The following is a 24887-nucleotide window of genomic DNA, read 5'->3' on the forward strand; positions in this document are numbered from 1 at the left end:
ACATGAGCCCTGATCTGGGTGCTTTACAGAGAATAAACACATTAAAGGATGAAAATATAGCGCCTTTTTACAGAAAAGGTGAGGAGAATAAACGGCAAAAAAATGTAATTAAAAATGAATCACTGCTTTTCAGGTTTTTCAGCCGGCTGTGATTCTGTCTCGACCTCTGAAACCCCTTTATCCTCTGGATCTGAGAGCATCTCTGAGATTCCTGCAATGGATCCAAGTATGCCTGTGGCCTCCACGGGTAGCAGTATCTTTGTTGCCCTTCCATCTGCAACCTTTTCAAGGGCCTCAAGGTACTTCAGTGCTATTATATCATTTGTCGGGTCACCCTCGTGCATGGCCCTGAAAACTGACAGTATGGCCTTGGCCTGTCCCTCTGCTATGGCTATTTCCCTGTACTTGTTGGCATCTGCGACCTTCTTTATGGCCTCTGCCTTACCCTCTGCCTCCAGGATGGCTGCCTGCTTATCACCCTCAGCCCTCTTTATCTCTGACTGCTTGTAACCCTCAGCCTCGAGGATAGCCGCCCTCTTCATACGTTCGGCCTTCATCTGCTTTGACATGGCCTCAACGATGTCACCCGGCGGCTCTATGCGCTGTATCTCAACACGGACGACCCTGGTCCCCCACTTGTCTGTGGCCTCGTCAAGCACCTCACGTAGCTGTGTGTTTATCATCTCCCTTGATGTGAGGGTCTGGTCGAGTTCAAGGTCCCCTATTATGTTCCTGAGGTTGGTCTGGGCAAGTTTGGTTATGGCCTGGTAGAAGTCAACGACGTTGTAGACAGCGTTGAAGGGGTCAACCACCTCATAGAATATCACGCAGTCCACCACAACAACTGTGTTGTCCTTGGTTATGACCTCCTGTGGGGGGACATCAACCACCTGTTCCCTCATGTCGACCTTCTTTATGGCCTCTACGAATGGTATTATGACCACGAGTCCGCTCTCCACGGTCCTCTGGTATTTACCCAGCCTCTCGACAACACCCTTCTCATAGGGTCTGAGTATCTTAAGGCTCTTGAATGCCAGTACAAGCAGTACCAGTACTATTATCAGCTCAAGTATCATTTCTGTTCCTCCAGTTTTTCAACAACGAGTTTAACGCCCTCAATGGCCTTCACACTTACCTCTTCACCCACATCAAGCACTGTGCCTGATGTGGCCCTCCATGTTTCACCATCAACCTTCACGAGGCCAGAGTTCTGGGGGCTGATTGCCTCCATCACAACTCCCTTTCTCCCTATCAGTCTATCGGATACTGCCTTTTTTGATGGTTCGCCGGTTATGCGTGCTGCGAATGGCCTTGAGACTCCAAGGAGGACAACTGAAACAGCGGCGAATGTTATGAACTGCGCTGTAGTGTCGAATCCAAGGTATCCGAGGGCCGCTGCTGCCAGTGCTCCAAAGGCAAACCATAGGAGGAAGAAGCCCGTTGTGAGCATCTCACCTATGAGGCATATGGCCGCTATTATTATCCATGACTCCGGTCCCATTAAACCCACCACATTTCATAATTCACTGAGTGTTTATATTATTTTCTATGGCTCCCCTCAGTTATTATCATATATGTGTCGATACCATGGATATAGTAATTTGTAATATAATTTATAAATTTATTAATATTTATATTCTGTTTGTTGTAGTTATTGTAATAATTTTTTCTGGAAAGATATTTATAGGGGTGGTGTCCATATTCTACCTCAAGGAGGTGGAGATCATATGATCGAAGATGAACTCAAATTTCTGGTTCTGGGTTACAGGGTGTACACCGGTAAGACCCAGAGGGAACTTGCAGACGAACTCGGTGTCCCCCTGGACATCGTAATAGCCATGGAGGAAGGGACCTACAGGCACCCCACAAGGAAGCTGATGAGGAAAATAAATGAACTCACCGGTGAATATGAGGTGAACCGCAGGCAGTTCATAAACACCGGGAAGGGCTACAGGCTCAGGGAGAGGCTCGGATCACAGTTCAGGTACTTTGTCAGGGGCCTTGACAGGATGAAGTACATAAGCCAGAAGGACCTTGAGAAGATGCCTGAATCTGAATGCTACAGCACCATTGGTTCAGTTGACCTTGACGCGTTTGAGGTCCTCAAAGCAGGTAAAATGTCCTGAAACTCCCTTTTTCATTAAATTATTTTTAAGCTCCAGATGACTCTCAGGTCCTTCATTAGAATCTAAGTGTTCTCCTTTTCCAGTCCTTCAGCTTCCCTTTCTAAGTGGCTATGAAAAGCTGGTTAAAATGACAATCTCTGCTCTTTATGCTCCATTCCGTTAAAGATCCATAAAAGTCAACCGCTACCATCAGATGTGATTTCCACAGGGCTTAAGTTATAATAGGAACCTCCATCATATAATCATCCATGAGGTTCATAACACTCGTTCTGAAGAATCCATTCAGAAGCCGTGCAAGGAGTCTCCTTGCAATTACAGGTATTGCAATAGGGATTGCAACCATAGTAACCCTTGGCGTTATAACAGAGGGTCTGAAGACGTCCACAGAGGACACACTGAAGGCCGGAGGCGCTGACTTCACCATAGTGGAGTCCAATGTCTCGGACATGTTCTTTAGCAAGATAGATGAGGAATACGTTGATAGGGTCAGGAATGTGAGCGGGGTGGAGGACGCTGTGGGGATCCTCATGGCGGTCCAGCCGCTGGATGACAACCCCTACTTCGTTTTAATAGGTATAGACCCTGCGAAGATCAATATGAGCCAGATAAAGATAACAGAGGGGAGAACACTCCAGGACCCTGATGCAGATGAGGTCATAATGGGCAAGGTTGCATCTGAGAACCATGGAAAGAAAGTCGGTGACACCATAAAGATAAAGAACCGTGAGTACAGGGTCGTGGGCATATTCGAGTCAGGTGATATGCAGCAGGACTCAGGTGCGTTCATCTCACTTAAGAAACTCCAGAGGATAGAGGATAAGGAGGGCAAGCTCACCATGATATATGTGAAAATGACCCGAAATTCAGCTGTGGAGGATGTCACCGATAGAATCGAGAAGAGGTACAGTGACCTCACAACCATAGCCTCCCTGGAGGACCTCCAGAGCGTCGACCAGGGACTTCAGACCATCGACACTGCTACATGGGCCATTTCACTCCTCGCCATAATAATAGGAGGTATAGGAGTAATAAATACCATGATAATGTCCGTTTTTGAGAGGACAAGGGAGATCGGAGTTCTCAAGGCTGTTGGCTGGAGGGACAGGAGGATACTCGCCATGATCCTTGGAGAATCTGTGGTCCTCACCGCCATTGCGGGTGCTGCTGGTTCAGTGCTCGGAGTCGCAGCGATACAGGTCCTCCTCGCCCTCGGGATGAAGGGATTCATAGAGCCAGTCTACAGTCCTGAAATCTTCATGAGGGCCTTTGCGGTGGCATTCACAGTGGGTATACTAGGAGGGCTCTACCCTGCCTACCGGGCCTCAAGGCTTGCCCCCACCGAGGCCCTCAGGTACGAGTAGGTGATAGCATGAAGGCCATAGAAGTCAGGGACCTCAGAAAGAGTTTTGATAGCGGGAGGATAAGGGCCCTTAACGGGGTCAACCTTGAGGTCGATGGTGGAGAGTTCATATCAATAATGGGACCATCAGGTTCCGGTAAATCAACCCTCCTTAACATGATAGGCGCCCTTGACGTTCCTGACTCCGGCACGATCTGTGTAGCCGGCAGGGACCTCTCAAGGGAAAGGGATCTTAGCCGGCTGAGGGCCGAGGAGATAGGTTTCGTGTTCCAGCTGCACAACCTCATACCCAACCTTACGGCCCTTGAGAACGTGGAGATACCCATGTTTGCGGTTAAACATGAGAACATGGAGGAACGTGCCATGGAGCTCCTTGAATATGTTGATCTCGCTGATAAGGCCCACAGGAAGCCCACGGAACTATCTGGTGGTGAACGCCAGAGGGTTGCCATTGCACGTGCCCTCGCCAATGATCCATCCATAATACTTGCAGATGAGCCAACAGGGTCCCTTGATTCAAGGACCAGCCAGAGAGTCCTCAGAAAGCTGAGGGAGCTCCAGGAGGACGAGGGGGTGACCCTGGTTGTTGTGACCCATGAACCAGACGTGGCTGCCATGGCCTCAAGGACCATCAGGATACTGGATGGCGTTATTGTGGACGACGGGTATTGAATACCTGCCCTGGACCTCTGTTGAGGGGGCAGATACCTCTTTCTTCTGAAGCCCCATCACCTGTAATAACAGGCCTCATGCAGTAGCTGATCACACCAACACCCAAATTTTGATTAATAACTTCCAACATAGTACTGTACATGACAGAAAAACTCAGCGTGGCCTGGTGCATAACCGGGGCCGGGGAGAAACTGACGGAAACCTACGCCATAATGAAGGATGTTAAGAAGATATACGGGGACCGTGTTAAAATAGACGTCTTCATATCGAAGGCAGGGGACCAGGTTGTGAAGTACTATGGACTCTACAGGGACCTGGAGACAAGCTTTGACAGGAAATGGGTTGAAATAAACGCAAATTCGCCATTCCTTGCAGGTCAGGTCCAGCTGGGAAAGTATGACTTCATACTTGTTGCGCCGTGCACATCCAACAGCACCGCCAAGATATCCCTGAGGATAGGGGATACACTCGTGACCAACGCCGTTATAATGGCACAGAAGGCCTCAGTACCTGTCTACATCATGCCATCTGACTACAGTGAGGGGAAGGTAGTAACAACACTCCCCAACGGTAAAAAACTGGAACTGCGGATAACAAAGGAGGATGTTGAGCACGTGAAGAAGATATCAAAGATGGATAGGACAGAGGTCTTCAGTGACCCACAGAAGATATACAAGATATTTGAGGAGTGGACATACCCCAAGGATCAGTAGGTTCCTGAATTTAGAGACCCTCACCCAAAAAAATAAAAATGAGGGATTATTCCTGCAGTTCCTGGATGGTCACACCGTAGGTGTAGACCGTCATACCTTCCTCTTCCATCTGACTGAAGGGTGCTGTGCCCTTGAAGTAGGCCCTTATCTCACCAGTATCTGCAATGTCCATTGTGAGTGGTTCCATATCCGTCATTGACTCAAAGAAGGCCATGGCAGCGTCTATGTCCCCCTTATCCGGACTTTCAAATGTTATTGACAGTGTGCCCTTCTGTTTCTCCTTCATCCTCACCCGGGTCTGATTTATTTCAAAAACATTCTCCCCTCTGTTCCTGTTCCCGCTCTCCTTAACAAAAACAACTTTGTCGGACATTATACAACCACCATAATAATATTGGCTGTTCTGTTTAATATATGTGGTGTTCAGTGAACATAAAACATAACTCTGCGGTGTCTGGAGGACAGTCATGGGCATGAAGACCCAATACCCCATGAAAATAGGACATATGTCCACCGGACCCCAGCGTATCTCAGGGATAAAAAAACAGCTGAAGAACAATGAACATAGGACACATGTCCACGGTGCCCACTGAACATAGAACCTTCAGGGCCCAGCCAGTGATGTCACCTGAAAAGAGAGACTGAAGGACGAACCCTCCAGCTTCAAAAAAATGTGAATATTCCACTAAAACTTGTAACCTATAACACGGAGGAATTTCTTCCTTGCAGCTATATCCTCATCACCCTCTATCTCCCCGGGACTGTTACCATCAATGACGCCCAGAATACCCCTTCCCTGATCCGTCTCTGCTATGATAACCTCAACTGGATTCGCTGTTGCACAGTAGATATTGACAACCTCCGGGACGTCCTTTATGCGCTGTAGGACGTTTATCGGGAATGCATCCTTCAGGAACACTATGAAGGAGTGTCCTGCTGCAATCTCAAGCATGGTCTCTGCAGCCAGTTCCTCGAGCTCCTCATCATTTCCCGCGCGCCTCACCAGGCAGTCCCCTGATGCCTCAGCAAATGCGATCCCAAATTTCGCCTGGGGAACCGTGTTCACAATTGCCTCATAGATGTCCTCGACCGTCTTTATGAAGTGGCTCTGTCCCAGTATGAGGTTGATATCCTCCCAGGACTCTATCTTAACCTTCTTTAACTCCATTGGAAAGACCCTCCCTAGATACATATTTAATTATGTGGAACTTAAACATTTAAGATGAGAAACTTTATTAAGGGAAGAGACATTTATCATTAATAATCATTATTAATTTTTCCTGACGCTGATGAGGTGTAATCATGAAAGAGAAAAGCAAGGAGATAGGTTCCCGTGTAAGGGAACTCAGGGAACTCTCAGAAATCACGGAAGAAGAGATGGCCGATTACCTGAAAATCGACGTTGAAACGTACCGCCGCTATGAGACAGGAGAGGATGATATCCCTGCAAGCATACTCTTCGAGATAGCCCACAGGCTGGGTGTGGACATGGGACTGCTCCTCACAGGAGAGGAGACCCGTATGCACATCTTCACCGTAACCAGGAAGGGCAAGGGTGTGGAGGTTGAAAGAAGAAAACAGTACCGCTATGAGAACCTTGCAGAGAAGTTCATACACAAGAAGGCTGAACCCTTCATAGTCACAGTCGAACCCCGGGAGGAGAAACCAAAAACCAACAGCCACCCTGGCCAGGAATTCAACTACGTCCTTGAGGGGCGCATAAAGTTCTACATACACGACAATGAGATAATACTCAACGAAGGGGACTCCATATTCTTTGACTCATCCTATGAACACGCCATGGAGGCCCTGGACGGCAAAAAGGCAAGGTTCCTGGCAATAATAATGTAGAGGTGTACCTATGACTGCTCTCATCAACGAATTCGTGAACCGTGTTGAATTTGATTCATACGAGGATTTCCGTGACAACTTCAGAATAAATGTCCCTGAAAACTTCAACTTCGCATACGATGTGGTTGACAGATACGCTGAAATTGAACCTGATAAGGTGGCCCTGGTCTGGTGCAACGACCATGGCGAGGAGAAAAGGATAACCTTCGGTGAACTCCGGGACCTATCCAGCAGGGCCGCGAATTTCTTCACCAAGGAGGGTATACAGAAGGGTGACACAGTCATGCTGACCCTCAAGGCAAGGTATGACTTCTGGTACGCCCTCCTGGGGCTCCACAGGATAGGGGCCATAGCAATCCCGGCCACACACATGCTCAAGGAGAAGGACATCGTCTACCGTATAAGGGAGGCGGACATAAAGATGGTTGTCTGCATAGCAGAGGACGGTGTCCCTGAAGTATTTGAGGGAGCCATCGCTGAACTGGGCTCAGATACCCGGAGGGTCCTGGTTGGTGACACTGATAGGGACGGCTGGATAAATCTCAGAAAAGAAATCATGAAACTTCCAGCCGACTTCGAAAGGCCAGAGGCCTGTGCCGGTGGGGATGACACCCTCATCGTCTACTTCTCATCGGGCACAACAGGAATGCCCAAGATGATAGAACACGACCACACCTATCCCCTGGGCCATATAATAACAGCGAAGTACTGGCAGAACGTCAGGGAGGACGGCCTCCACTACACGGTTGCAGACACCGGCTGGGCAAAGGCCATGTGGGGTCAGATCTACGGTCAGTGGATAGCTGGAAGCGCTGTCTTCGTCTATGACTATGACCGCTTTGACCCTGAGAAGATGCTGGAGAAACTTGAAAAATACGAGATAACCACATTCTGCGCCCCTCCAACGATATACAGGTTTCTCATAAAGGAGGACCTGTCAAGATATGACCTCTCAGGAATCGAATATGCTGTTACAGCTGGGGAGCCCCTGAACCCCGAGGTATTTGAGAGGTTCCGGGAACACACCGGCCTCCAGCTAATGGAGGGATTCGGGCAGACAGAATGCGTTGTGTGCATAGCAAACTTCCCGTGGATGGAGCCAAAACCTGGTTCAATGGGCAAGCCATCCCCCGGCTACCCTGTTGAACTGGTGGACAGGAACGGTGACCCTGTGGACGTCGGTGAGGAGGGTGAGATAGTCATAAGAACCGCTGAGGGCAAACCCCTCGGTCTCTTCAACGGATACTACAGGAACCCTGACAAGACCTCAGAGGTATGGCACGACGGATACTACCACACAGGGGACACCGCCTGGATGGATGAAGACGGCTACATGTGGTTCGTTGGGAGAACAGATGACATCATAAAGAGTTCCGGTTACCGTATAGGGCCCTTCGAGGTTGAAAGTGCCATCATATCCCACCCATCGGTCCTGGAGTGTGCAGTAACAGGATACCCTGACCCCATAAGGGGACAGGTTGTGAAGGCCACCATCGTCCTTGCCAGGGGCTATGAACCCTCAGAGGAGCTGAAAAAGGAGATCCAGGACCATGTTAAGCGTGTGACCGCGCCCTACAAGTACCCGAGGATAGTTGAATTCGTTGATGAGCTGCCCAAGACCATAAGCGGTAAGATAAGGCGTGTCGAGATCCGTGAACATGACCTCGAAGGAGACGGTGAAAACCCATGAAGAAGGCCTATCCTGTAATAAACAGTGTGGAGTGCAAGGCATGTGAACGCTGCATAATCGCATGCCCCAGGAAGGTCCTCCACATGAGCAGCAAAATCAATGAGAGGGGCTACCACTACGTTGAGTACCAGGGGGAGGGGTGCAATGGATGTGGAAACTGCTACTACACCTGCCCCGAGATAAACGCCATTGAGGTCCACATAGAGAGGTGTGAAGATGGCAACACAGATGGTTAAGGGAAACACTGCAGTGATAATAGGGGCAATGTATGCTGGCTGCGACTGCTACTTCGGCTACCCCATAACACCAGCAAGCGAGATACTCCATGAGGCCTCAAGGTACTTCCCGATGGTGGGAAGGAAATTCGTGCAGGCAGAATCAGAGGAGGCAGCCATAAACATGGTATACGGTGCAGCCGCAGCAGGGCACAGGGTAATGACAGCATCATCCGGGCCCGGCATAAGTCTGAAACAGGAGGGTATATCCTTCCTTGCCGGTGCAGAGCTCCCTGCAGTCATAGTGGATGTGATGAGGGCCGGTCCGGGCCTCGGAAATATCGGACCGGAGCAGGGAGACTACAACCAGATTGTGAGGGGTGGAGGGCACGGAAACTACCGTAACATAGTGCTGGCACCCAGCAGCGTCCAGGAGATGTGCGACCTCACAATGGAGGCCTTTGAACTGGCAGATAAGTACAGGAACCCTGTGGTTGTCCTCACAGATGCCGTGCTCGGTCAGATGGCTGAACCACTGCGCTTCCCCGAGGAGGCAGTTGAGCACAGACCAGACACCTCATGGGCTGTCTGCGGTAACAGGGAGACAATGAAAAACCTTGTAACCTCAATATTCCTTGACTTTGATGAGCTTGAGGAGTTCAACTTCTACCTCCAGGAGAAGTATGCCAGGATAGAGGAGAACGAGGTGAGATACGAGGAGTATCTGGTGGATGATGCAGAGATCGTCCTTGTGGCCTATGGTATAAGCAGCAGGGTGGCCAGGAGCGCCGTTGAAACTGCAAGGGCAGAGGGTATAAATGTGGGCCTCCTCAGACCCATAACACTCTTCCCGTTCCCATCAGACAGAATCAGAGAACTTGCAGATGGTGGCTGCAGGTTAATATCAGTTGAGATGAGCAGCGGACAGATGAGGGAGGATATAAGGATGGCCTCAGGCTGCAGGGACGTTGAACTCGTTAACAGGATGGGTGGAAACCTTATAGAACTCAGGGATGTTCTTGAGAAGATCAGAGAAGTTGCGGGGGATTCCAGTGACTAAGAAGGTGATCAGAAAGCCGGATTCACTCCACGATGTATTTGAGAGGAAGGGTGGAAGCGCACCCACAGCAACACACTACTGTGCAGGATGCGGGCACGGTATACTGCACAAGCTGATAGGGGAAGCCATGGATGAACTCGGGATACAGGAAAGGGCTGTCATGATAAGTCCGGTGGGCTGCGCGGTATTCGCCTACTACTACTTTGACTGTGGAAACGTCCAGGTGGCCCATGGCCGCGCCCCTGCCGTTGGAACAGGGATATCCCGTGCAGAGGACGACGCGGTTGTCATACTCTACCAGGGCGACGGGGACCTTGCATCAATCGGCCTCAACGAGACCATACAGGCAGCCAACCGTGGGGAGAAACTGGCGGTGTTCTTCGTAAACAACACCGTCTACGGTATGACCGGAGGCCAGATGGCACCAACAACCCTTGTAGGTGAGGTGACTGTCACCTGCCCCACCGGCAGGGATCCCAGGTACGCAGGTTACCCCCTCCACATGTGCGAACTTCTGGACAACCTTCAGGCCCCTGTATTCATAGAAAGGGTGTCACTGGCAGACCCCAAGCGGATAAGAAGGGCCAGAAGGGCCATTAAGAGGGCACTGGAGATTCAGAGAGATGGTAAAGGATACGCATTCGTTGAGGTACTGTCCCCCTGCCCCACAAATCTCAGACAGGACGCTGAAGGTGCAGAAAGGTTCATCAAGGAGGAGATGGAGAAGGAATTCCCTGTAAAGAACTTCAGGGACCGCTCAGCCGAAACAGAGCCGCTGATAAGGTCAGAGAGTGACTTCTCAGGGGAGAGTCTTGACAGGATATTCCAGATCAGGGAGGACTCCGTCCCGGACCCTGTGGATGACCCTGAATTCCCTGAGGTGAGGGTGAAGATTGCAGGTTTCGGAGGTCAGGGTGTCCTGAGCATGGGACTGACACTCGCCCAGGCAGCCTGCAGCGAGGGCAGACACACATCCTGGTACCCTGCCTATGGCCCCGAACAGAGGGGGGGCACCTCAAGCTGCGGCGTTGTTATATCCGGTGAAAGGGTGGGTTCACCTGCAGTTGACACACCCGACGTCCTGGTGGCCCTCAACCAGCCATCACTCGATGAATTCGCAGATGACGTGGCCGATGGGGGAATCATACTCTATGACTCCACAACAGCCAGCTTCAGTGGTGGTGCCGTGAGGGCCGTGGGTGTGCCCGCCCTTGAGATCGCAAGGAAGCATGGAACAGCAAGGGCCGCCAACACGGTCATGCTGGGGGTTATGATGGCCCTCGGACTCACAGGCCTTGATGAGGAATCATTCAGGGAGGCCATAAAATTCACCTTCGCAGGTAAGGAAAAGATCATAGATATGAACCTGAGGATCCTTGAGGCAGGTGCAGAGTGGGCAAGAGAAAACATTGAGGGGGAATTATAATGTCCTACCGGGGAAGAGCAAGGAAATTCCTGGAATCAGCCTCCATAGATGTGGGGGACATGGTGAGGGTTGAGAAACCAGACGTCACCTATGAGGGCATGGTCCTTGACCGTGCAGACGATGCAGATGACAGACACATAGTCCTGAAACTTGAAAACGGTTACAATATCGGAGTTGAAATCAGCGATGCGATGATAGAGCTCCTTGAGAAGGGATCCGAGCCAAGGATAAAACTCCCACCAGTTGAAGCCGCTGAAGATCCAGAATTACCTGATGTATCAATAATATCCACAGGTGGTACCGTTGCATCCATAATAGATTACCGCACAGGAGCTGTTCACCCTGCATTCACAGCAGATGACCTTCTCCGTGCAAACCCCGAACTCCTGGACATTGCAAATATAAGGGGGCGTGCAGTTTTCAACATACTCAGCGAGAACATGAAACCAGAATACTGGGTCGAAACAGCCAGGGCAGTTTACGGTGAGATAAAGGAGGGTGCAGATGGGGTGGTGGTAGCCCATGGAACAGACACCATGCACTACACCTCAGCCGCCCTCAGTTTCATGCTCATGACCCCGGTACCTGTGGTATTCACCGGCGCCCAGAGGAGCTCAGACAGACCCTCCTCAGATGCGAGCCTCAACATACAGTGCTCTGTCAGGGCAGCGACCTCAGAAATCGCAGAGGTCACAGTCTGCATGCACGCGACCATGGACGACCTCAGCTGCCACCTCCACCGGGGCGTGAAGGTGAGGAAGATGCACACATCCAGGAGGGACACCTTCAGAAGCATGAACGCCCTTCCCCTTGCAGAGGTGACACCCGATGGCATTAAAATCCTCGAGGAAAACTACAGAAAAAGGGGCTCAGATGAACTGGAACTCAGCGACCGCGTGGAGGAGAGGGTTGCCTTCATAAAGAGCTACCCTGGAATATCCCCTGATATCATAAAATGGCACCTCGATGAGGGCTACAGGGGTATCGTCATTGAGGGCACAGGCCTCGGTCACTGCCCTGACACCCTGATACCGGTCATAAGGGAGGCCCATGATATGGGAGTCCCTGTGGCAATGACGTCCCAGTGCCTCAACGGAAGGGTGAACATGAACGTCTACAGTACAGGGCGAAGACTGCTGCAGGCAGGTGTCATACCCTGCGATGACATGCTCCCGGAGGTTGCCTACGTGAAGATGTGCTGGGTCCTGGGACAGACAGATGACCCTGAAATGGCCTGTGAGATGATGAGGGAGAACATTGCAGGTGAGATCAATGAGAGGACATCGATAGCATACTTCAGGGGATGATACAATGGACTGGGAAAAAGTAGGACTCAAAATGGGCCTTGAAATACACCAGCAGCTTGATACAGAGAGCAAACTCTTCTGTCCCTGCAGAACAGAACTCACTGACTCTGAACCCGACCATGATATTGTGAGGAACCTCAGGCCAACCCAGAGCGAGCTCGGAAAATTCGACAGAGCAGCCTTCGAGGAGGCCATGAGGAAGCTCCACTTCCACTACGAGAACTACCACGAGGAAACATGCCTCGTTGAGGCTGATGAGGAGCCACCGCACCCCCTGAACCCTGAGGCACTTGAAATCGCAGTTACAATCGCACTCCTCCTCAATATGAAGGTTGTTGATGAGTTCCACACCATGAGGAAGCAGGTGATCGATGGAAGTAACACCGGAGGATTCCAGAGGACAGGTCTTGTTGCAACCGACGGACACCTCGAAACCCCCCAGGGAACAGTTAAAATAGAGAACCTCTGCCTTGAGGAGGACGCCGCCAGGAGGATCAGGGAGACAGGGGACGGCGTGGTCTTCAGACTGGACCGCCTGGGCATACCCCTCGTTGAGATAACCACCGACCCATCAATGAGCGACCCACAGCAGCTGAGGGAGGTTGCCTACCAGATAGGGCAGATCCTGAGGAGCACCAGGGTCAAGAGGGGCCTTGGAACCATAAGGCAGGACCTCAACATATCCATACGTGATGGTGCCCGGGTGGAGGTTAAGGGGGTCCAGGACCTTGACCTCATACCCGAGATAGTTGAGAGGGAGGTTAAGAGGCAGCTCAGTCTGGTTGAGATAAGGGACACCCTCCAGGAGAGGGGTGCTGTGGTTGAGGATAAGATATTCGATGTGTCAGAGGTCTTCGCAGATACAGAATCCAGGATAATCTCCTCGGCGGAGTCTGTACTCGCAGTTAAACTGAGTGGCTTTGATGGTCTCATAGGGGTTGAAATCCAGCCAGGAAGGCGTCTCGGCACCGAGATGGCTGATTATGCTAAAAAGCGGGGTGTGAGTGGCATATTCCACACCGATGAACTCCCTGCCTACGGTATAACAGAGGAAGAGGTTCGGGGCCTCAGGGAGGCCGTGGGTGCCTCCCAGGGTGATGCGGTTGTCATGGTTGCCCATGAAAGGGTCACCGCCGAGAATGCCCTCAGGGAGGTTATAAGGCGTGCGGAGATGGCAATCCAGGGTGTGCCTGAGGAGACAAGGAAGGCGCTGCCTGACGGTAACACACAGTACCTCAGGCCGCTGCCAACCTCAAGCAGGATGTACCTTGAAACAGACATACCCTTATTCCGGATAGAGGATGACCTCCTGGAGGGCATCAGGAGGAACCTCCCTGAACTCCCCTCAGAGAAGAAGGAGAGGATAATGAGGGACTACGGTCTGAGTGAGGACCTGGCATCACAGCTCGTTAAGCGTAACCTTGTTGATGAATTTGAGGCCCTTACAGAATTCAGGGTCGATACCACTGTCATAGCATCACTCCTGGCCTACACCCTGAGGGAGCTCAGGAGGGAGGGCCATGATGTGGACGGGCTGGGCCTTGATGAACTGAGAGATGCCATTAAACTCCTTGAGGCCGGTAAGATATCAAAGGATGCTCTCAGGGACATAGTGGCCTGCATGGCTGATGAGAGCCTTGCAGCGGAGGATGCTGCTGGTAAGCTCAACCTACTGCTCCTCGCTGAGGATGAGATCGAGTCCATAATCCGGGAGATCGTTGAGGGTAACCTTGATATGATCTCTGAGAGGGGTATGGGTGCCATGGGTCCTCTGATGGGGCAGGCCATGGGCAGGCTCCGTGGAAGGGCAGATGGTAAGGTTGTAAACAGAATTCTCCGGGAGAAGATCCAGGAGAGGCTCTGAAAAAACCAGCCCCCTTTTATTATTGAGGGTGCTCAGCAGACCCTGAAAAGCTCCACACCCTTTTTAATATGAACCGGTTAACTGAATGTGAAATCTTTATCTCCACCGGTGACCAAGATAATGATTAAGGTGGTATGATGACTGATTATGACATGATAGTTATAGGGGCTGGCCCTGCAGGGCTCACAGCCGGTATCTATGGTGGAAGGCAGGGAAGCAGCGTCCTGATGCTGGATAAGGGCCCGGCCGGTGGACTGGGCCTCGAGGTGCCCATGATGGAGAACTACCCTGGATTCGAGATGATCGCGGGAATGAGCCTCGTTACAAAGATGAAGAAACAGGCCACCGCTGTTGCAGAGCTGAGGGAAATGGAGGAGGTTAAGGAGATAGTGAAAGGTGATGTGTTCACGGTCAAGACATCAAGGGACACCTACACCGCCTCGGCAATCATCTTTGCAACCGGGAGCAAACACAGGCAGCTTGGAGTCCCAGGTGAGAACGACCTTCTGGGACGGGGTGTCTGCTACTGTGCAACCTGCGATGGCCCCCTATACAAGGGTCGAAAGGTCCTGATGGTTGGGGGTGGTAACAGCGCAGCCCAGGAGGCCGTTTTCCTAAAGAACATAGGCTGTGATGTGAGTATAGTCCATCGGAGGGATGAGCTGAGGGCTGATAAGTACCTCCAGGACAAGCTTCGTGAGATGGAGATCCCCGTGATCTGGAACTCTGTGGTTAAGGAGATAGGGGGTGATGAGAGGGTTGAGGAGGTCATCATCCACAACCGTGTAACCGGTAGGGACGAGACCCTCAAGGTTGACGGTGTGTTCATATCAATCGGCGAAGAGCCCCTCAACCAGCTTGCAGTTGACCTCGGTGTTGAGGTGGATAACGGAGGCTACATCATAACAGACAAATCCCAGCGGACAAACGTGCCCCTCGTTTATGCCGCAGGGGATATAACAGGGGGTCTGAACCAATGGGTAACCGCATGTGCAGAGGGTGCCATCGCAGCAACCTACGCCTACCGTGAAATACAGAGCTACTGAAAGTCACTTACCTACTAATTCTTTTTATTAAATGAGTTTAAATCAGGTTGCGCATCTGCTACTCTCCAGATATGATTATTCAGAATAGCATCAGCTTGAGTATCAAACACTCCTTCCCCGGAGGAAGATGTATATGATGTATGCAATTATAAGGACCACTACCACGGGTAGCAGCCATACCAGAACATAGAAAGCGACAACTGCAAGGACGAGTGCAACCAGAATGTAAATTATATCCACGGCCTCCATAATATTTAATTATCCGGTGAAATATAAATAGCTTTTCAGAATCAGAAGAGGAGAATGTTTATGATACTCATCATCAACAATCACGGGCAGTACAATCACAGGATACACAGGACACTCAGGTACCTTCAGATACCCTCCGAGCTTGTACCCAACACCACACCACTTGATGATCTCATCTCAAGGGACCCCGAGGGCCTCATACTCGGTGGTGGACCATCACTTGAGAGGTCCGGTAACTGTGTGGAGTACATACAGAAGCTTGAAATACCCATCCTCGGCATATGCCTGGGCCACCAGCTGATAGCAAAGGCCTACGGTGGAGAAGTTGCAACGGCAGAGGCGGAGAGCTACGCCCAGATCGAACTCGAGATACTCGACGAGGACGACATATTCAGGGGACTCGGGCCAAGGATGAGTGTATGGGCCTCCCACAAGGACGAGGTTAAGAAGCTACCTGACGAGTTTGACGTCCTCGCAACATCAAGCATATGTGAAGTGGAGGCCATGAAACACCATGATAAACCTGTGTATGGTATACAGTTCCACCCAGAGGTCCACCATACGAGGGATGGCCACAGGGTATTCGAGAACTTCTATGATGTCTGCAGGTCATGAACTGGGACCCGAAGGTACCCACCCTAACACGGGTCAGAACACCATCCATCCTTAACATTAAATAGATGTCCCGCAAGATAATAAATCAATCATTTTTATTCGGTGATGCTTATGCTGAATCCATCTGATTTTATTGAAGAAGCAGTTGAAGAGATAAGAAGTACCGTTGGTGACGAAAAGGCCATAATAGCACTATCAGGAGGAGTTGACAGTTCCGTGGCATCTGTTCTTGCCGGTAGGGCCATCGGAGATAACCTCACAGCGGTATTTGTTGACCATGGACTCCTCAGGGAGGGGGAAGCAGAGTACGTGAGAAAAACATTCAGTGAACGCCTGAACTTCCGCTACATTGACGCCTCAGAGGAGTTCCTGAAGGAACTTGAGGGTGTCACAGACCCTGAGGAGAAGCGTAAGATAATCGGAAGGGTGTTCATTGAGGTCTTTGAAAGGGTAGCCGAGGAGATAGGTGCCAGGTACCTGGTGCAGGGCACAATAGCCCCTGACTGGATTGAGAGTGAGGGTCAGATAAAGTCCCACCACAACGTCGCACTCCCACACGGACTTGTACTCGAGATAGTTGAACCCATAAGGGAGCTCTACAAGGATGAGGTACGTGAAATTGGCCTTGAACTTGGCCTTCCACGTGAGATGATCCAGAGGCAGCCCTTCCCGGGTCCAGGACTTGCAGTGAGGATAGTCGGGGAGATAACCCGGGAGAAGATTGAGATATGCCGAAGGGCCAACGCCATCGTCGAGGAGGAGGTCGTTGAAAGCGGCCTCCATGAGAGTCTCTGGCAGTACTTCGCTGTACTTACTGACACCATGGTCACCGGGGTCAAGGGGGACGTGAGGGACTTCGGATACCTCGTGGTTATAAGGATGGTTGAATCCCTTGACGCAATGACAGCAAGTGTCCCTGAACTTCCATGGGATCTCATAAAGAGGATATCAAAGCGCATAACCGCCGAGATACCTGAGGTAACCCACGTGGCTCTTTCTGTAAGTGATAAGCCACCAAGCACCATTGAATTTGCCTGAAAAATAGTGAAAAGCCACAAATTCTCTTTTCTGAATATCAGACCACAGAAAAAAAACAAAACCCTTTTTTTCTTAAGATGCTTGAAAAAACACCAGCAGTTCCCCTTCAAGAGATGGAGATTATGAAAGTGAATCCCTCATTAACTAAATAAGTTATGAGTCACATAATTTGACGTATGAAAGACAGAATCCCGATATTCTCTGTTGCAAAAAACCGTGTTGAAATGGTTGAGAGGATTGAACTCTCAGATGATGAGTGGCGGGAGATACTTGACCCTGAGGCCTTTCGTGTTGCAAGGAAAGCCGGCACAGAGCCACCATTCACAGGTAAATATCATGACCTCCACGATGACGGCATATACCGCTGCATATGCTGTGGTACAGACCTCTTTGACTCAGAAACCAAATTCGATTCAGGGACAGGGTGGCCGAGCTTCTATGATGTGGTATCAGAACACAACATTAAACTGAGGGAGGACCGCAGTCTCGGGATGGTACGCTGTGAGGTCCTCTGTGCCAGGTGCGACGCCCACCTTGGCCATGTATTCGATGATGGTCCTAGGCCCACAGGGAAGAGGTACTGCATGAACTCAGCGGCACTGAAGTTCATCCCGAGGGATCAGATAGGGTGAAATGCAGGAAGGTGCTGGAATGGCTGAGGACTTTGGAAGGTACTGGGTGGCTGGACTCATAATGGCAGTTGCAACAGGGTTCATCAACACCCTGACATACATCATCGGAACATGGAGACCCAATTTTTATCCTGAATGGATCCTCGGTCTCCTTACAGGGATCGCCGGTATTGCAATGTTCATACTGGTCCCATGGATCTACGGACGCCTCGTGGAGCTCGTCTACATCCACTTCATCAGTGGTGAGGGCTGATCAGAGGCCGTTAAACATTGCAGCAGCCTGGTTCATTAACTCGTTGGCCTCGTTTATCATGAGCCCAGAGTGAACGAAGTGATCATCATAGAATCACAGGAAATACCCTATGATCTCAAGGTAGTCCCGGCGACTCTAACTATCAAAATTGTGAAGATCAGCAAAAAACCCGGACCTTGGATTTCACCTGATATGTCCCTGAACACTCTGCTGAGGAGCTATATAACCAAAAAAATATTAAAAAAAGGTTTAGATTGTGACGTAGTTTGGTAGCCGCTTATTGGTTCCATAAAATTTTATGATTTCACTGTACACGTAAACCAGACGTTGGAATGGTATTCTTCCAAGGCCAGTGATGGTGTAATTTGGTGCTCGAGCATACCTGTCAATGAATGAAAGGATATTCTTTGCAACCCCCACATAACTTGACCTGTAAAGTCTGCCATGCCTATACCATCCACCAGGAGCTGTCGGACTTGCAACACTCTTCACAGAAATCGGAGCCACGTTACCAGCATTTATATTAACCGTTGCCCTGCAAAGCAGGTAAAGGAACTGCGCCATACTATACCCCTGTCCACTGATTGTCACTTTACCTGGCAATCTACCATAACGCCCATAATAAGCTCTAACCCAAGAAGCAGCATCAGTGAGCTGTTTAACACTAATTTTAACACTCACAAAGGCTGTCAGATTATTTATTGCCAGGGTATAATTACCCGCTGAAGTCAAGGTGTAATTGAAGCTCACAACCACCACACCACCAGCAGGAACCTCCACGGTCTTTGTAGCTACTCTCCGACCATTCACTATAAGTCCAGCTGTATAATTTCCTGGAAAGTCGCCGGTATTTGTCAAATCAGCAGACACTTTAATGTTCAGTGGCGCCACTCCACTCGTTGGAGTCACCTTAAGGTTCCCTGCTGTTATGTTGATGTTTTTGATGTTGTTGCTGGTGTTAGCGTCTCTTATGGTTGTAGTTTCCAGGTAGTGTGTTGTTTCGTTGTATAGTATTGTTGTTATGATTTGATAGTTTCCTGCTGGGACGATATTCAGTGTGATTGTTTGTGTTCCTCCGTTTGGTAGGGGGTCTATGTCTCGTGTGAATTCTTGGCTGTTATATTGTATTGTGATTGGGATTTTTGCGTTCAGATCTATCCTTGTTATATCTGCTTTCCCATTATTTTTAACCCTTACCTGTATACCGCCGCTTGTGCTGATATTTTCAATCATTAAGTCAACGATTAATGGTTTCTGATCCAAATTGTATGGTGTGTCACCTATACCATCACCATCGAGATCGTCTCCCGCATAATCTGACCAGTAATTACCCACTTCTGTCCCATTCCAATAATTGCCACTTAAATCTCCTGCTGTTTGGTTTGTGTTGTTAATGAAATAATTCCCAACAATAGTATTGTTACCTGATCCAGATAGGAAGATTCCATACCTGTTGATGATAATGGTATTGTTACAGATAGTATTGTTGTTGGATCCAAATAGTTCGATTCCCCATTGGTTGTTGGTGACGGTATTGTTACAGATAATATTATTACCTGATCCACTATATAGGACGATTCCATAGCTGCTGTTGGTGATTGTGTTGTTGCAGATGGTGTTGTTGGATCCATATAGGTAGATTCCATTGCTGTTGTTGGTGATTGTGTTGTTACAGATAGTATTATTACTTGATTCATATAGGTAGATTCCCCATTGGTTGTTGGTGATGGTATTGTTACAGATAGTATTATTATCTGATCCAAGTAGGTAGATCCCCTCGTAGCTGTTGCTGGTGATAGTATTGTTACAAATAATATTACATGATCCATCATATAGGCCGATTCCATAGCCGTTGCTGGTGATGGTATTGTTACAGATGGTGTTATTACCTGATCCACTATGTAGGTAGATTCCCTCCTCGCCGTTGCTGGTGATGGTATTGTTACAGATGGTGTTATTACCTGATCCACTATGTAGGTAGATTCCCTCCTCGCCGTTGCTGGTGATGGTATTGTTACAGATGGTGTTATTACCTGATCCACTATGTAGGTAGATTCCCTCCTCGCCGTTGCTGGTGATGGTATTGTTACAGATAGTGTTGTTGGATCCAGTTAGGTGGATTCCGGGGTTGCCACCTGTTATTGTGAATCCTTTGACCTGTGTGTTGTTGGCTGTGACATTGAATACTGGCATGTTACTATTGCTTGCGGATACGGTTACTGTTCCGTTAGCCTCTAATGTTAGAGTTTTGTTAACGAGCACATTTTCATTGTAGGTTCCTGAATTGACGATTAAATGATGTCCATCTGTACTGTTATCTATGGCTTCCTGGATTGTGCTGAATTCTTCAGTTGTATTTAAGTTAACAACTGTTGCTGATACCCCATTTACAAGCAAGAACGCCACTGCTAAAACTAGCACTAGAAATGAGATCCTCGACATTATTTTCACCAACTAATTATATTATTAAATCATTATTTAACATTACCCTAAACCCAAAAAATAGCATCATCTTAACGGCGAATAAAAAACATGAAAAAGATTTGAAGGGAACAATTAGAAGAACTGCTTCATAAAAAAGATATAACCCCTGGATGAAATTCTTATATGATGATAAGGTCAAAGTACGCCTTCCTCCAGAGGCTCACAAGGGACCTCAAAATGAAATCAATAAGCATAGGAGAGGAACTGGAGGGAGCAACACCCCCATCGGTCTTCATAGGTAGCTGGAATTACCCTAAGGTTTATGCGGGCCCCATGATAGCCCCTGTACAGGAGGAAGTGGAAATATTTGACTCCCCCGAGCGATGGATACCAGAGAGAAAGACACAGGAGGAGATCATAGACTACCGTCTCAACCTTGTAAGGGGAAAACAGCTGGTGGGCGTCCGCGACCTGGACAATCACCTCGTGGAAAAACTCCAGGAGATATCCCTCTCATCAGGGGCCATTGAAAGCGAGGCCCAGTTCAGAAGGAAACCACGAGGACTCTTTTTCAGCGAAGAACAGACGCCCCATGGTCCCAGCGCAGTTCTTGAGAACTTTGAGATAGAAAACGTGAAATGGGACCGTGAACTTGAGAGGGCCTACCACGACACTGACCTCAGGGCACGGGAGGCCATAGTCGAGCTCCACAGGAGGGGTACACCCTTCTCGGCCGTACAGAAGGCACTCTCAGTCGGTGCCCTCGGCGAAGGGAAAAGGAGAAAACTTGTACCGACAAGGTGGTCAATAACAGCCTGTGACAGCACCCTCGCCGACCACTTCCTCGAAAGGGTCCTTGAATATGAGCCCATAGACACCTTCAGGGTCCATGAGTTTGAGAGCCTCAAAAACCATTACCTGATACTCCTGACACCCTCAGAGTGGCAGTATGAATGGATGGAGGCCTTCATGAAGAGGGACGGCCGTGCAATGATATTCTCAGACCATGAGACCGGTAAGGGTAAGAGGGAATATTCAAGGGTGGGTGGCTGCTACTACAGCGCCAAGATGGCTGTTCTCGATGCCCTGGACCGGGAGGAAAAACAGGCAGGGGCAATCATCCTGAGGGAGGCCTACCCGGGCTACGTGCCCCTCGGAGTATTCAATGTGAGGGAGAACGTGAAAAATGCCATGGATACAGAACCCACCATGTTCAACGACCTGAGGGGTGCACTTGAATTCATTGACAGTAAGCTTAAACTTGGACTTGAGGCCTTCAGGGTGAGGAGCAACCTCCTGAAGGAACTTGAAATATCCAGACAGACAACCCTTGACTCGTTCTTCAGGTGATAGTATGAAGCTGAAATTCAGAGAACCCTCTGCAGAGGCGAGGAGGGCCGTGTGCCGCGCTGCACTCTACGGCGAGAAGCATGACCCTGAGGCCCGGATCAGGAAGGTGACCGGACACAGATACGCCAGGTTACTCAACAGCGGAAATGCGGCCATACTTCTCCTGGCCCACCGCCTTGAGGGGCCCCTCCTGGTACCCGACCAGGGCGGCTGGAGGGGATTCATGAGGATCCCTGAAATAACCGGGATGGAGGTACTGACCGTGAAGACAGACCTTGGGCTCCTGGACCCGGAGGTCCTCGATGCGAGACTGACTGAGACGGGTGCCAGTGCACTCCTTGTGACGAGCTTTGCAGGTTACACGGCAGAACAGCCCATCAGGGAACTTGCAGATGTCTGCAGATCCCACGGGGCTCTTCTGGTTGAGGACGCCTCAGGGAGCGTCTCAGACCCCCTGGAGAGACTTTGCAATGGCAAAATCAGTGACATTATAATAGCATCCACAGGTGCACCGAAGACCGTGAACGCGGGTGGTGGGGGATTCATATCAACATCAGTCCCGCAAATCGTGCAGCAGGACATGCTCCTCTCCGCCCTCAAAGCTGACCCATACGTGAGGGCGGCTGTGGCCCTTGAGCTAGAAGTTGCAGAGAGGAACCTTACAGAGACCCTCAGAGCCTGCAGCTACCTCAAGGAGAACCTTGAAGGGGTCCTGCACCCCGATAAGAGGGGTATAAACGTCATAATACCATCCAGTGATCCCCGTGGTGATGTGAAGCGCCTCAGAAAGGTTATAAACGCCGACGGGAGAAGCATATTCACTCCCTGTCCCTCCTATGATCGAGTCATTGAGAGTGCAGTTGCAGTTGAGGTTAAAAACCTTGATGTGGGTTCTCTGACCCCTGAAAACCTTGAGGCGATGGCCGAGTTAATCTCTTCAACCATGGGGGCGACTAGGCCACGGTGAGCATTGTGGTCCTCTCCATGAGGGCCTCTCCAACACCGACTGTCTCAGCCTCCCCTCCAAGGTCGTAGATCCTCCTCAGATATTCCTCATCAGGTTCGAGGACACCATCATCCCTTTCAAAAATTGAATCCAGAAATTTAATCACTTCATCTCCACAGTCAACAAGGACGGCGCAGATCTCCATTTCACCCTCTTTGATGCCCAGGAGCTCAATGGCCCTGCTTATCTGCCTCATACCCGCAACGCGAAGGCATATCTCTATCCCCATGTCACTGGAGATGTTCTGGCCCCTCTCAAAGGCCTTCAGTGCATGGATTGCCCCATGGATGGCATGTTCCCTGCCTGCAACTGCCCTGGCATCCATAAGCTGGACCGTGCATGGAAAACCTTTCAGCTCATCAAGGAGCCCCGTGAGGTCTCTGACAACTCCACGGTAGCCTTTAACGTCTAAATTCATATTAGCACCCTCAATGAGTCCCTTCAGATTTTTCATTTGCCAGGAGCCTGTTAACACCGCTGAGGAAGGCCTCGACACTGGCCATTATGATGTCTGGCTGTGTGCTCCTTGCACTTATTATCCTGTCCCCGTGTCTGAGTTTTATGACAACGTCTATGAGGGCATCTGTACCCCCTGTGATGGCATCCACGTGGTACTCCTCAAGTGTTATGTCTGCAAAGTCCTCGAGGCTCTTCTTTATGGCAACTATGGCTGCGTCCACGGGACCAACACCGGTACCTGCCTCAAGTACCTCCCTGTCATCGACCCGGAGCTTGACGGATGCTGTGGGCGTCACCCGGTTACCTGAGACTATGGTGACCTCCTGGAGGTCAACCACCTTGTCCTCCATGACCCCGAGGACATCCTCGGCTATTGCCTGGAGATCCACATCGGTAACGCATTTACCCATATCTCCCAGTGTCTTGACCCTCCTGAATATCTCCATGAGTTTATCATCGGCGACCTTCATTCCGAGTTCATCAAGTCGCTTCCTGAGGGCATGGGTGCCTATATGTTTGCCCATCACGAACCTTCTCCTGTGACCAACCATCTCAGGTGTTATTGGCTCATAGGTTTCAGCCTTCTTGAGGACACCGTCGGCGTGTATCCCTGATTCATGGGCGAAGGCGTTTTCTCCCACTATGGCCTTGTTTGGCTGGAGGTATACACCGGTCATCCTTGCAACCATCCTCGATGTCTCATAGAGCATCTCTATGTTGATACTGGTGTCCACATCATAGAGGGATTTAAGGGCCACGACAACCTCCTCAAGGGCTGCATTGCCTGCCCTTTCACCTATACCGTTTATTGTTGCATGGACCTCCGATGCCCCCGCCCTTAGACCTGCAAGGGAGTTTGCGACTGCCAGGCCGAAGTCGTTGTGGCAGTGCACACTCAGTGGTGCCCCCAGTTCTGAGAGTCCCCTGTAGAACTCATAGGAACGTTCTGGTGTGAGTATGCCGACAGTGTCACAGGCGCATATCCTCTCTGCACCGGCCTCTATACCCTCCCTGAAGATGGTCCGGAGGAAGTCCATGTCACTTCTTGTTGAGTCCTCTGCTGAGAGTTCGACCAGAATACCATGGTCCACTGCATACTCTGTGCAGTCCACCGCCTGCTCGAGGACCTCCTCCCTTGTCTTTCGGAGTTTGTGTTCAAGGTGCAGGTCAGATGTTGGGACCACCAGGTGCACACTGTCAACGTCACATGAGACTGCAGCGTCTATGTCCTCCCGCACAGCCCTTGCGAAGCTGCAGATCTCTGCACTCAAACCCTCAGCTGTGATTTTCCTGATACCTTCCCTTTCACCCTCTGATGTGATTGCTGAGCCTGCCTCAATGATGTCTGCGCCCAGTGCATCGATTTTGAGTGCTATTCTCAGTTTTTCCTCAGGGGTGAGTGAAACCCCTGGTGTCTGTTCTCCATCCCTCAGTGTGGTATCAAGTACTCTAACCTGCAATTTAATCCCCTTTAAGGTGTTCAGAAAATAGTTATGTAGAGTTTGGTTTTAAATGGTATATATGGTTAAGT

Annotated in this window: 26 protein-coding genes; 18 read left to right on the plus strand and 8 right to left on the minus strand. The window is 50.1% G+C overall.

Annotated features, from left to right (window positions below):
• Positions 1-119: 119 nt before the first annotated feature.
• Positions 120-1076: an SPFH domain-containing protein gene (locus tag MTCT_RS03100; protein WP_048175443.1), complete on the minus strand. Its 957-nt coding sequence runs from the start codon at positions 1074-1076 to the stop codon at positions 120-122.
• A complete protein-coding gene (locus tag MTCT_RS03105; RefSeq protein WP_048060880.1) occupies positions 1073-1501 on the minus strand; it encodes an NfeD family protein in 429 nt (142 codons plus the stop codon). Before MTCT_RS03105 ends, MTCT_RS03100 begins: the two co-directional genes overlap by 4 nt.
• 226 nt (positions 1502-1727) lie before the next feature.
• Here MTCT_RS03105 and MTCT_RS03115 point away from each other — a divergent pair, with 226 nt between their 5' ends.
• The 4 genes from MTCT_RS03115 (at position 1728) to afpA (ending at position 4871) form a co-directional block, all read left to right on the plus strand.
• The gene (locus MTCT_RS03115; protein WP_231855353.1) at positions 1728-2126 is read left to right on the plus strand and encodes a hypothetical protein; all 399 of its coding nucleotides are present in this window, start codon (positions 1728-1730) and stop codon (positions 2124-2126) included.
• Positions 2127-2374: 248 nt separating this feature from the next.
• A complete protein-coding gene (locus tag MTCT_RS03120; protein ID WP_010876334.1) occupies positions 2375-3487 on the plus strand; it encodes an ABC transporter permease in 1113 nt (370 codons plus the stop codon).
• A gap of 8 nt (positions 3488-3495) precedes the next feature.
• Positions 3496-4158 (plus strand): ABC transporter ATP-binding protein, encoded by a 663-nt coding sequence (locus MTCT_RS03125; RefSeq protein ID WP_010876335.1) that lies wholly within the window; start codon positions 3496-3498, stop codon positions 4156-4158.
• A 140-nt stretch (positions 4159-4298) separates the two neighbouring features.
• Entirely contained in the window at positions 4299-4871 is a 573-nt protein-coding gene (gene afpA, locus MTCT_RS03130; protein WP_010876336.1) for an archaeoflavoprotein AfpA, read from the plus strand.
• 46 nt (positions 4872-4917) lie between these two features.
• Here afpA and MTCT_RS03135 read toward each other — a convergent pair whose 3' ends face one another.
• Together MTCT_RS03135 and MTCT_RS03140 are read right to left on the minus strand one after the other, a co-directional pair.
• Entirely contained in the window at positions 4918-5244 is a 327-nt protein-coding gene (locus MTCT_RS03135; RefSeq protein ID WP_048060881.1) for a hypothetical protein, read from the minus strand.
• Between the two features lie 312 nt (positions 5245-5556).
• Positions 5557-6039, minus strand: coding sequence for an adenosine-specific kinase (locus MTCT_RS03140; RefSeq protein ID WP_048060883.1), 483 nt, complete (start codon positions 6037-6039; stop codon positions 5557-5559).
• A gap of 134 nt (positions 6040-6173) precedes the next feature.
• On the opposite strand from MTCT_RS03140, the gene MTCT_RS03145 reads away from it, so the two are divergent.
• From MTCT_RS03145 to trxB, 8 genes are all read left to right on the plus strand, one after another.
• Complete coding sequence (locus tag MTCT_RS03145; protein ID WP_010876339.1) at positions 6174-6722, plus strand: helix-turn-helix domain-containing protein; 549 nt, start codon at positions 6174-6176, stop codon at positions 6720-6722.
• Positions 6723-6732: 10 nt separating this feature from the next.
• Positions 6733-8412, plus strand: coding sequence for an AMP-binding protein (locus MTCT_RS03150; protein WP_048175445.1), 1680 nt, complete (start codon positions 6733-6735; stop codon positions 8410-8412).
• A complete protein-coding gene (gene vorC, locus MTCT_RS03155) occupies positions 8409-8648 on the plus strand; it encodes a 3-methyl-2-oxobutanoate dehydrogenase subunit VorC (protein ID WP_048175446.1) in 240 nt (79 codons plus the stop codon). The genes MTCT_RS03150 and vorC overlap by 4 nt, the downstream gene beginning before the upstream one ends.
• A complete protein-coding gene (vorB, locus tag MTCT_RS03160; protein WP_048175447.1) occupies positions 8629-9687 on the plus strand; it encodes a 3-methyl-2-oxobutanoate dehydrogenase subunit VorB in 1059 nt (352 codons plus the stop codon). The genes vorC and vorB overlap by 20 nt, the downstream gene beginning before the upstream one ends.
• On the plus strand, positions 9641-11113 hold the full coding sequence (locus MTCT_RS03165; protein ID WP_048175448.1) for a 2-oxoacid:acceptor oxidoreductase family protein: 1473 nt from the start codon (positions 9641-9643) through the stop codon (positions 11111-11113). Before vorB ends, MTCT_RS03165 begins: the two co-directional genes overlap by 47 nt.
• Positions 11113-12420 carry a Glu-tRNA(Gln) amidotransferase subunit GatD gene (gatD, locus tag MTCT_RS03170; RefSeq protein ID WP_048175449.1) on the plus strand — a complete coding sequence of 436 codons (1308 nt, stop codon included), beginning with the start codon at positions 11113-11115 and terminating at the stop codon, positions 12418-12420. The genes MTCT_RS03165 and gatD overlap by 1 nt, the downstream gene beginning before the upstream one ends.
• A 4-nt stretch (positions 12421-12424) precedes the next feature.
• On the plus strand, positions 12425-14284 hold the full coding sequence (gene gatE, locus MTCT_RS03175) for a Glu-tRNA(Gln) amidotransferase subunit GatE (RefSeq protein WP_048175450.1): 1860 nt from the start codon (positions 12425-12427) through the stop codon (positions 14282-14284).
• 137 nt (positions 14285-14421) lie between these two features.
• Entirely contained in the window at positions 14422-15330 is a 909-nt protein-coding gene (gene trxB / locus MTCT_RS03180; RefSeq protein WP_048175451.1) for a thioredoxin-disulfide reductase, read from the plus strand.
• A 102-nt stretch (positions 15331-15432) separates the two neighbouring features.
• Here the strand turns inward: trxB and MTCT_RS09405 are convergent, their stop codons facing one another.
• Positions 15433-15579, minus strand: a complete 147-nt coding sequence (locus MTCT_RS09405) for a hypothetical protein (protein WP_170130277.1) — start codon at positions 15577-15579, stop codon at positions 15433-15435.
• A gap of 60 nt (positions 15580-15639) precedes the next feature.
• Between MTCT_RS09405 and MTCT_RS03185 the strand changes: the two genes are divergently transcribed.
• The 4 genes from MTCT_RS03185 to MTCT_RS03200 all read left to right on the plus strand — a co-directional run bounded on the left by MTCT_RS03185 (position 15640) and on the right by MTCT_RS03200 (position 18117).
• The gene (locus MTCT_RS03185; RefSeq protein WP_048175452.1) at positions 15640-16194 is read left to right on the plus strand and encodes a GMP synthase subunit A; all 555 of its coding nucleotides are present in this window, start codon (positions 15640-15642) and stop codon (positions 16192-16194) included.
• Between the two features lie 111 nt (positions 16195-16305).
• Positions 16306-17232 carry a glutamine-hydrolyzing GMP synthase gene (gene guaA, locus MTCT_RS03190; protein WP_048175453.1) on the plus strand — a complete coding sequence of 309 codons (927 nt, stop codon included), beginning with the start codon at positions 16306-16308 and terminating at the stop codon, positions 17230-17232.
• Positions 17233-17408: 176 nt separating this feature from the next.
• Positions 17409-17864, plus strand: coding sequence for a peptide-methionine (R)-S-oxide reductase MsrB (gene msrB / locus MTCT_RS03195; protein ID WP_010876350.1), 456 nt, complete (start codon positions 17409-17411; stop codon positions 17862-17864).
• Between the two features lie 19 nt (positions 17865-17883).
• Positions 17884-18117, plus strand: coding sequence for a hypothetical protein (locus MTCT_RS03200; RefSeq protein ID WP_231855355.1), 234 nt, complete (start codon positions 17884-17886; stop codon positions 18115-18117).
• Positions 18118-18366: 249 nt separating this feature from the next.
• Here MTCT_RS03200 and MTCT_RS03205 read toward each other — a convergent pair whose 3' ends face one another.
• A complete protein-coding gene (locus MTCT_RS03205) occupies positions 18367-20559 on the minus strand; it encodes a NosD domain-containing protein (RefSeq protein WP_048175455.1) in 2193 nt (730 codons plus the stop codon).
• 168 nt (positions 20560-20727) lie between these two features.
• Here MTCT_RS03205 and MTCT_RS03210 point away from each other — a divergent pair, with 168 nt between their 5' ends.
• Positions 20728-21891: an Nre family DNA repair protein gene (locus tag MTCT_RS03210; protein WP_048176563.1), complete on the plus strand. Its 1164-nt coding sequence runs from the start codon at positions 20728-20730 to the stop codon at positions 21889-21891.
• A gap of 4 nt (positions 21892-21895) precedes the next feature.
• Entirely contained in the window at positions 21896-22858 is a 963-nt protein-coding gene (locus MTCT_RS03215) for a DegT/DnrJ/EryC1/StrS family aminotransferase (RefSeq protein WP_048175456.1), read from the plus strand.
• Here MTCT_RS03215 and cgi121 read toward each other — a convergent pair.
• Both cgi121 and MTCT_RS03225 read right to left on the minus strand, forming a co-directional pair.
• Positions 22845-23315 carry a KEOPS complex subunit Cgi121 gene (cgi121, locus tag MTCT_RS03220; RefSeq protein ID WP_048176564.1) on the minus strand — a complete coding sequence of 157 codons (471 nt, stop codon included), beginning with the start codon at positions 23313-23315 and terminating at the stop codon, positions 22845-22847. The genes MTCT_RS03215 and cgi121 overlap by 14 nt on opposite strands.
• 10 nt (positions 23316-23325) lie before the next feature.
• Positions 23326-24816, minus strand: a complete 1491-nt coding sequence (locus tag MTCT_RS03225; RefSeq protein WP_048175457.1) for a 2-isopropylmalate synthase — start codon at positions 24814-24816, stop codon at positions 23326-23328.
• Positions 24817-24887: the final 71 nt, after the last annotated feature.

It is taken from the genome of Methanothermobacter sp. CaT2, from assembly GCF_000828575.1.
Classification (GTDB): Archaea; Methanobacteriota; Methanobacteria; order Methanobacteriales; family Methanothermobacteraceae; genus Methanothermobacter.

What these genes read in the sequence shown, in the direction of transcription:
- MTCT_RS03100 (WP_048175443.1), bottom strand. Translation starts at nt 1,076, where the DNA reads ATGATACTTGAGCTGATAATAGTACTGGTACTGCTTGTACTGGCATTC.
- MTCT_RS03105 (WP_048060880.1), bottom strand. Translation starts at nt 1,501, where the DNA reads ATGGGACCGGAGTCATGGATAATAATAGCGGCCATATGCCTCATAGGT.
- MTCT_RS03115 (WP_231855353.1), top strand. Translation starts at nt 1,728, where the DNA reads ATGATCGAAGATGAACTCAAATTTCTGGTTCTGGGTTACAGGGTGTAC.
- MTCT_RS03120 (WP_010876334.1), top strand. Translation starts at nt 2,375, where the DNA reads ATGAGGTTCATAACACTCGTTCTGAAGAATCCATTCAGAAGCCGTGCA.
- MTCT_RS03125 (WP_010876335.1), top strand. Translation starts at nt 3,496, where the DNA reads ATGAAGGCCATAGAAGTCAGGGACCTCAGAAAGAGTTTTGATAGCGGG.
- afpA (WP_010876336.1), top strand. Translation starts at nt 4,299, where the DNA reads ATGACAGAAAAACTCAGCGTGGCCTGGTGCATAACCGGGGCCGGGGAG.
- MTCT_RS03135 (WP_048060881.1), bottom strand. Translation starts at nt 5,244, where the DNA reads ATGTCCGACAAAGTTGTTTTTGTTAAGGAGAGCGGGAACAGGAACAGA.
- MTCT_RS03140 (WP_048060883.1), bottom strand. Translation starts at nt 6,039, where the DNA reads ATGGAGTTAAAGAAGGTTAAGATAGAGTCCTGGGAGGATATCAACCTC.
- MTCT_RS03145 (WP_010876339.1), top strand. Translation starts at nt 6,174, where the DNA reads ATGAAAGAGAAAAGCAAGGAGATAGGTTCCCGTGTAAGGGAACTCAGG.
- MTCT_RS03150 (WP_048175445.1), top strand. Translation starts at nt 6,733, where the DNA reads ATGACTGCTCTCATCAACGAATTCGTGAACCGTGTTGAATTTGATTCA.
- vorC (WP_048175446.1), top strand. Translation starts at nt 8,409, where the DNA reads ATGAAGAAGGCCTATCCTGTAATAAACAGTGTGGAGTGCAAGGCATGT.
- vorB (WP_048175447.1), top strand. Translation starts at nt 8,629, where the DNA reads ATGGCAACACAGATGGTTAAGGGAAACACTGCAGTGATAATAGGGGCA.
- MTCT_RS03165 (WP_048175448.1), top strand. Translation starts at nt 9,641, where the DNA reads ATGTTCTTGAGAAGATCAGAGAAGTTGCGGGGGATTCCAGTGACTAAG.
- gatD (WP_048175449.1), top strand. Translation starts at nt 11,113, where the DNA reads ATGTCCTACCGGGGAAGAGCAAGGAAATTCCTGGAATCAGCCTCCATA.
- gatE (WP_048175450.1), top strand. Translation starts at nt 12,425, where the DNA reads ATGGACTGGGAAAAAGTAGGACTCAAAATGGGCCTTGAAATACACCAG.
- trxB (WP_048175451.1), top strand. Translation starts at nt 14,422, where the DNA reads ATGACTGATTATGACATGATAGTTATAGGGGCTGGCCCTGCAGGGCTC.
- MTCT_RS09405 (WP_170130277.1), bottom strand. Translation starts at nt 15,579, where the DNA reads ATGGAGGCCGTGGATATAATTTACATTCTGGTTGCACTCGTCCTTGCA.
- MTCT_RS03185 (WP_048175452.1), top strand. Translation starts at nt 15,640, where the DNA reads ATGATACTCATCATCAACAATCACGGGCAGTACAATCACAGGATACAC.
- guaA (WP_048175453.1), top strand. Translation starts at nt 16,306, where the DNA reads ATGCTGAATCCATCTGATTTTATTGAAGAAGCAGTTGAAGAGATAAGA.
- msrB (WP_010876350.1), top strand. Translation starts at nt 17,409, where the DNA reads ATGAAAGACAGAATCCCGATATTCTCTGTTGCAAAAAACCGTGTTGAA.
- MTCT_RS03200 (WP_231855355.1), top strand. Translation starts at nt 17,884, where the DNA reads ATGGCTGAGGACTTTGGAAGGTACTGGGTGGCTGGACTCATAATGGCA.
- MTCT_RS03205 (WP_048175455.1), bottom strand. Translation starts at nt 20,559, where the DNA reads ATGTCGAGGATCTCATTTCTAGTGCTAGTTTTAGCAGTGGCGTTCTTG.
- MTCT_RS03210 (WP_048176563.1), top strand. Translation starts at nt 20,728, where the DNA reads ATGATAAGGTCAAAGTACGCCTTCCTCCAGAGGCTCACAAGGGACCTC.
- MTCT_RS03215 (WP_048175456.1), top strand. Translation starts at nt 21,896, where the DNA reads ATGAAGCTGAAATTCAGAGAACCCTCTGCAGAGGCGAGGAGGGCCGTG.
- cgi121 (WP_048176564.1), bottom strand. Translation starts at nt 23,315, where the DNA reads ATGAATTTAGACGTTAAAGGCTACCGTGGAGTTGTCAGAGACCTCACG.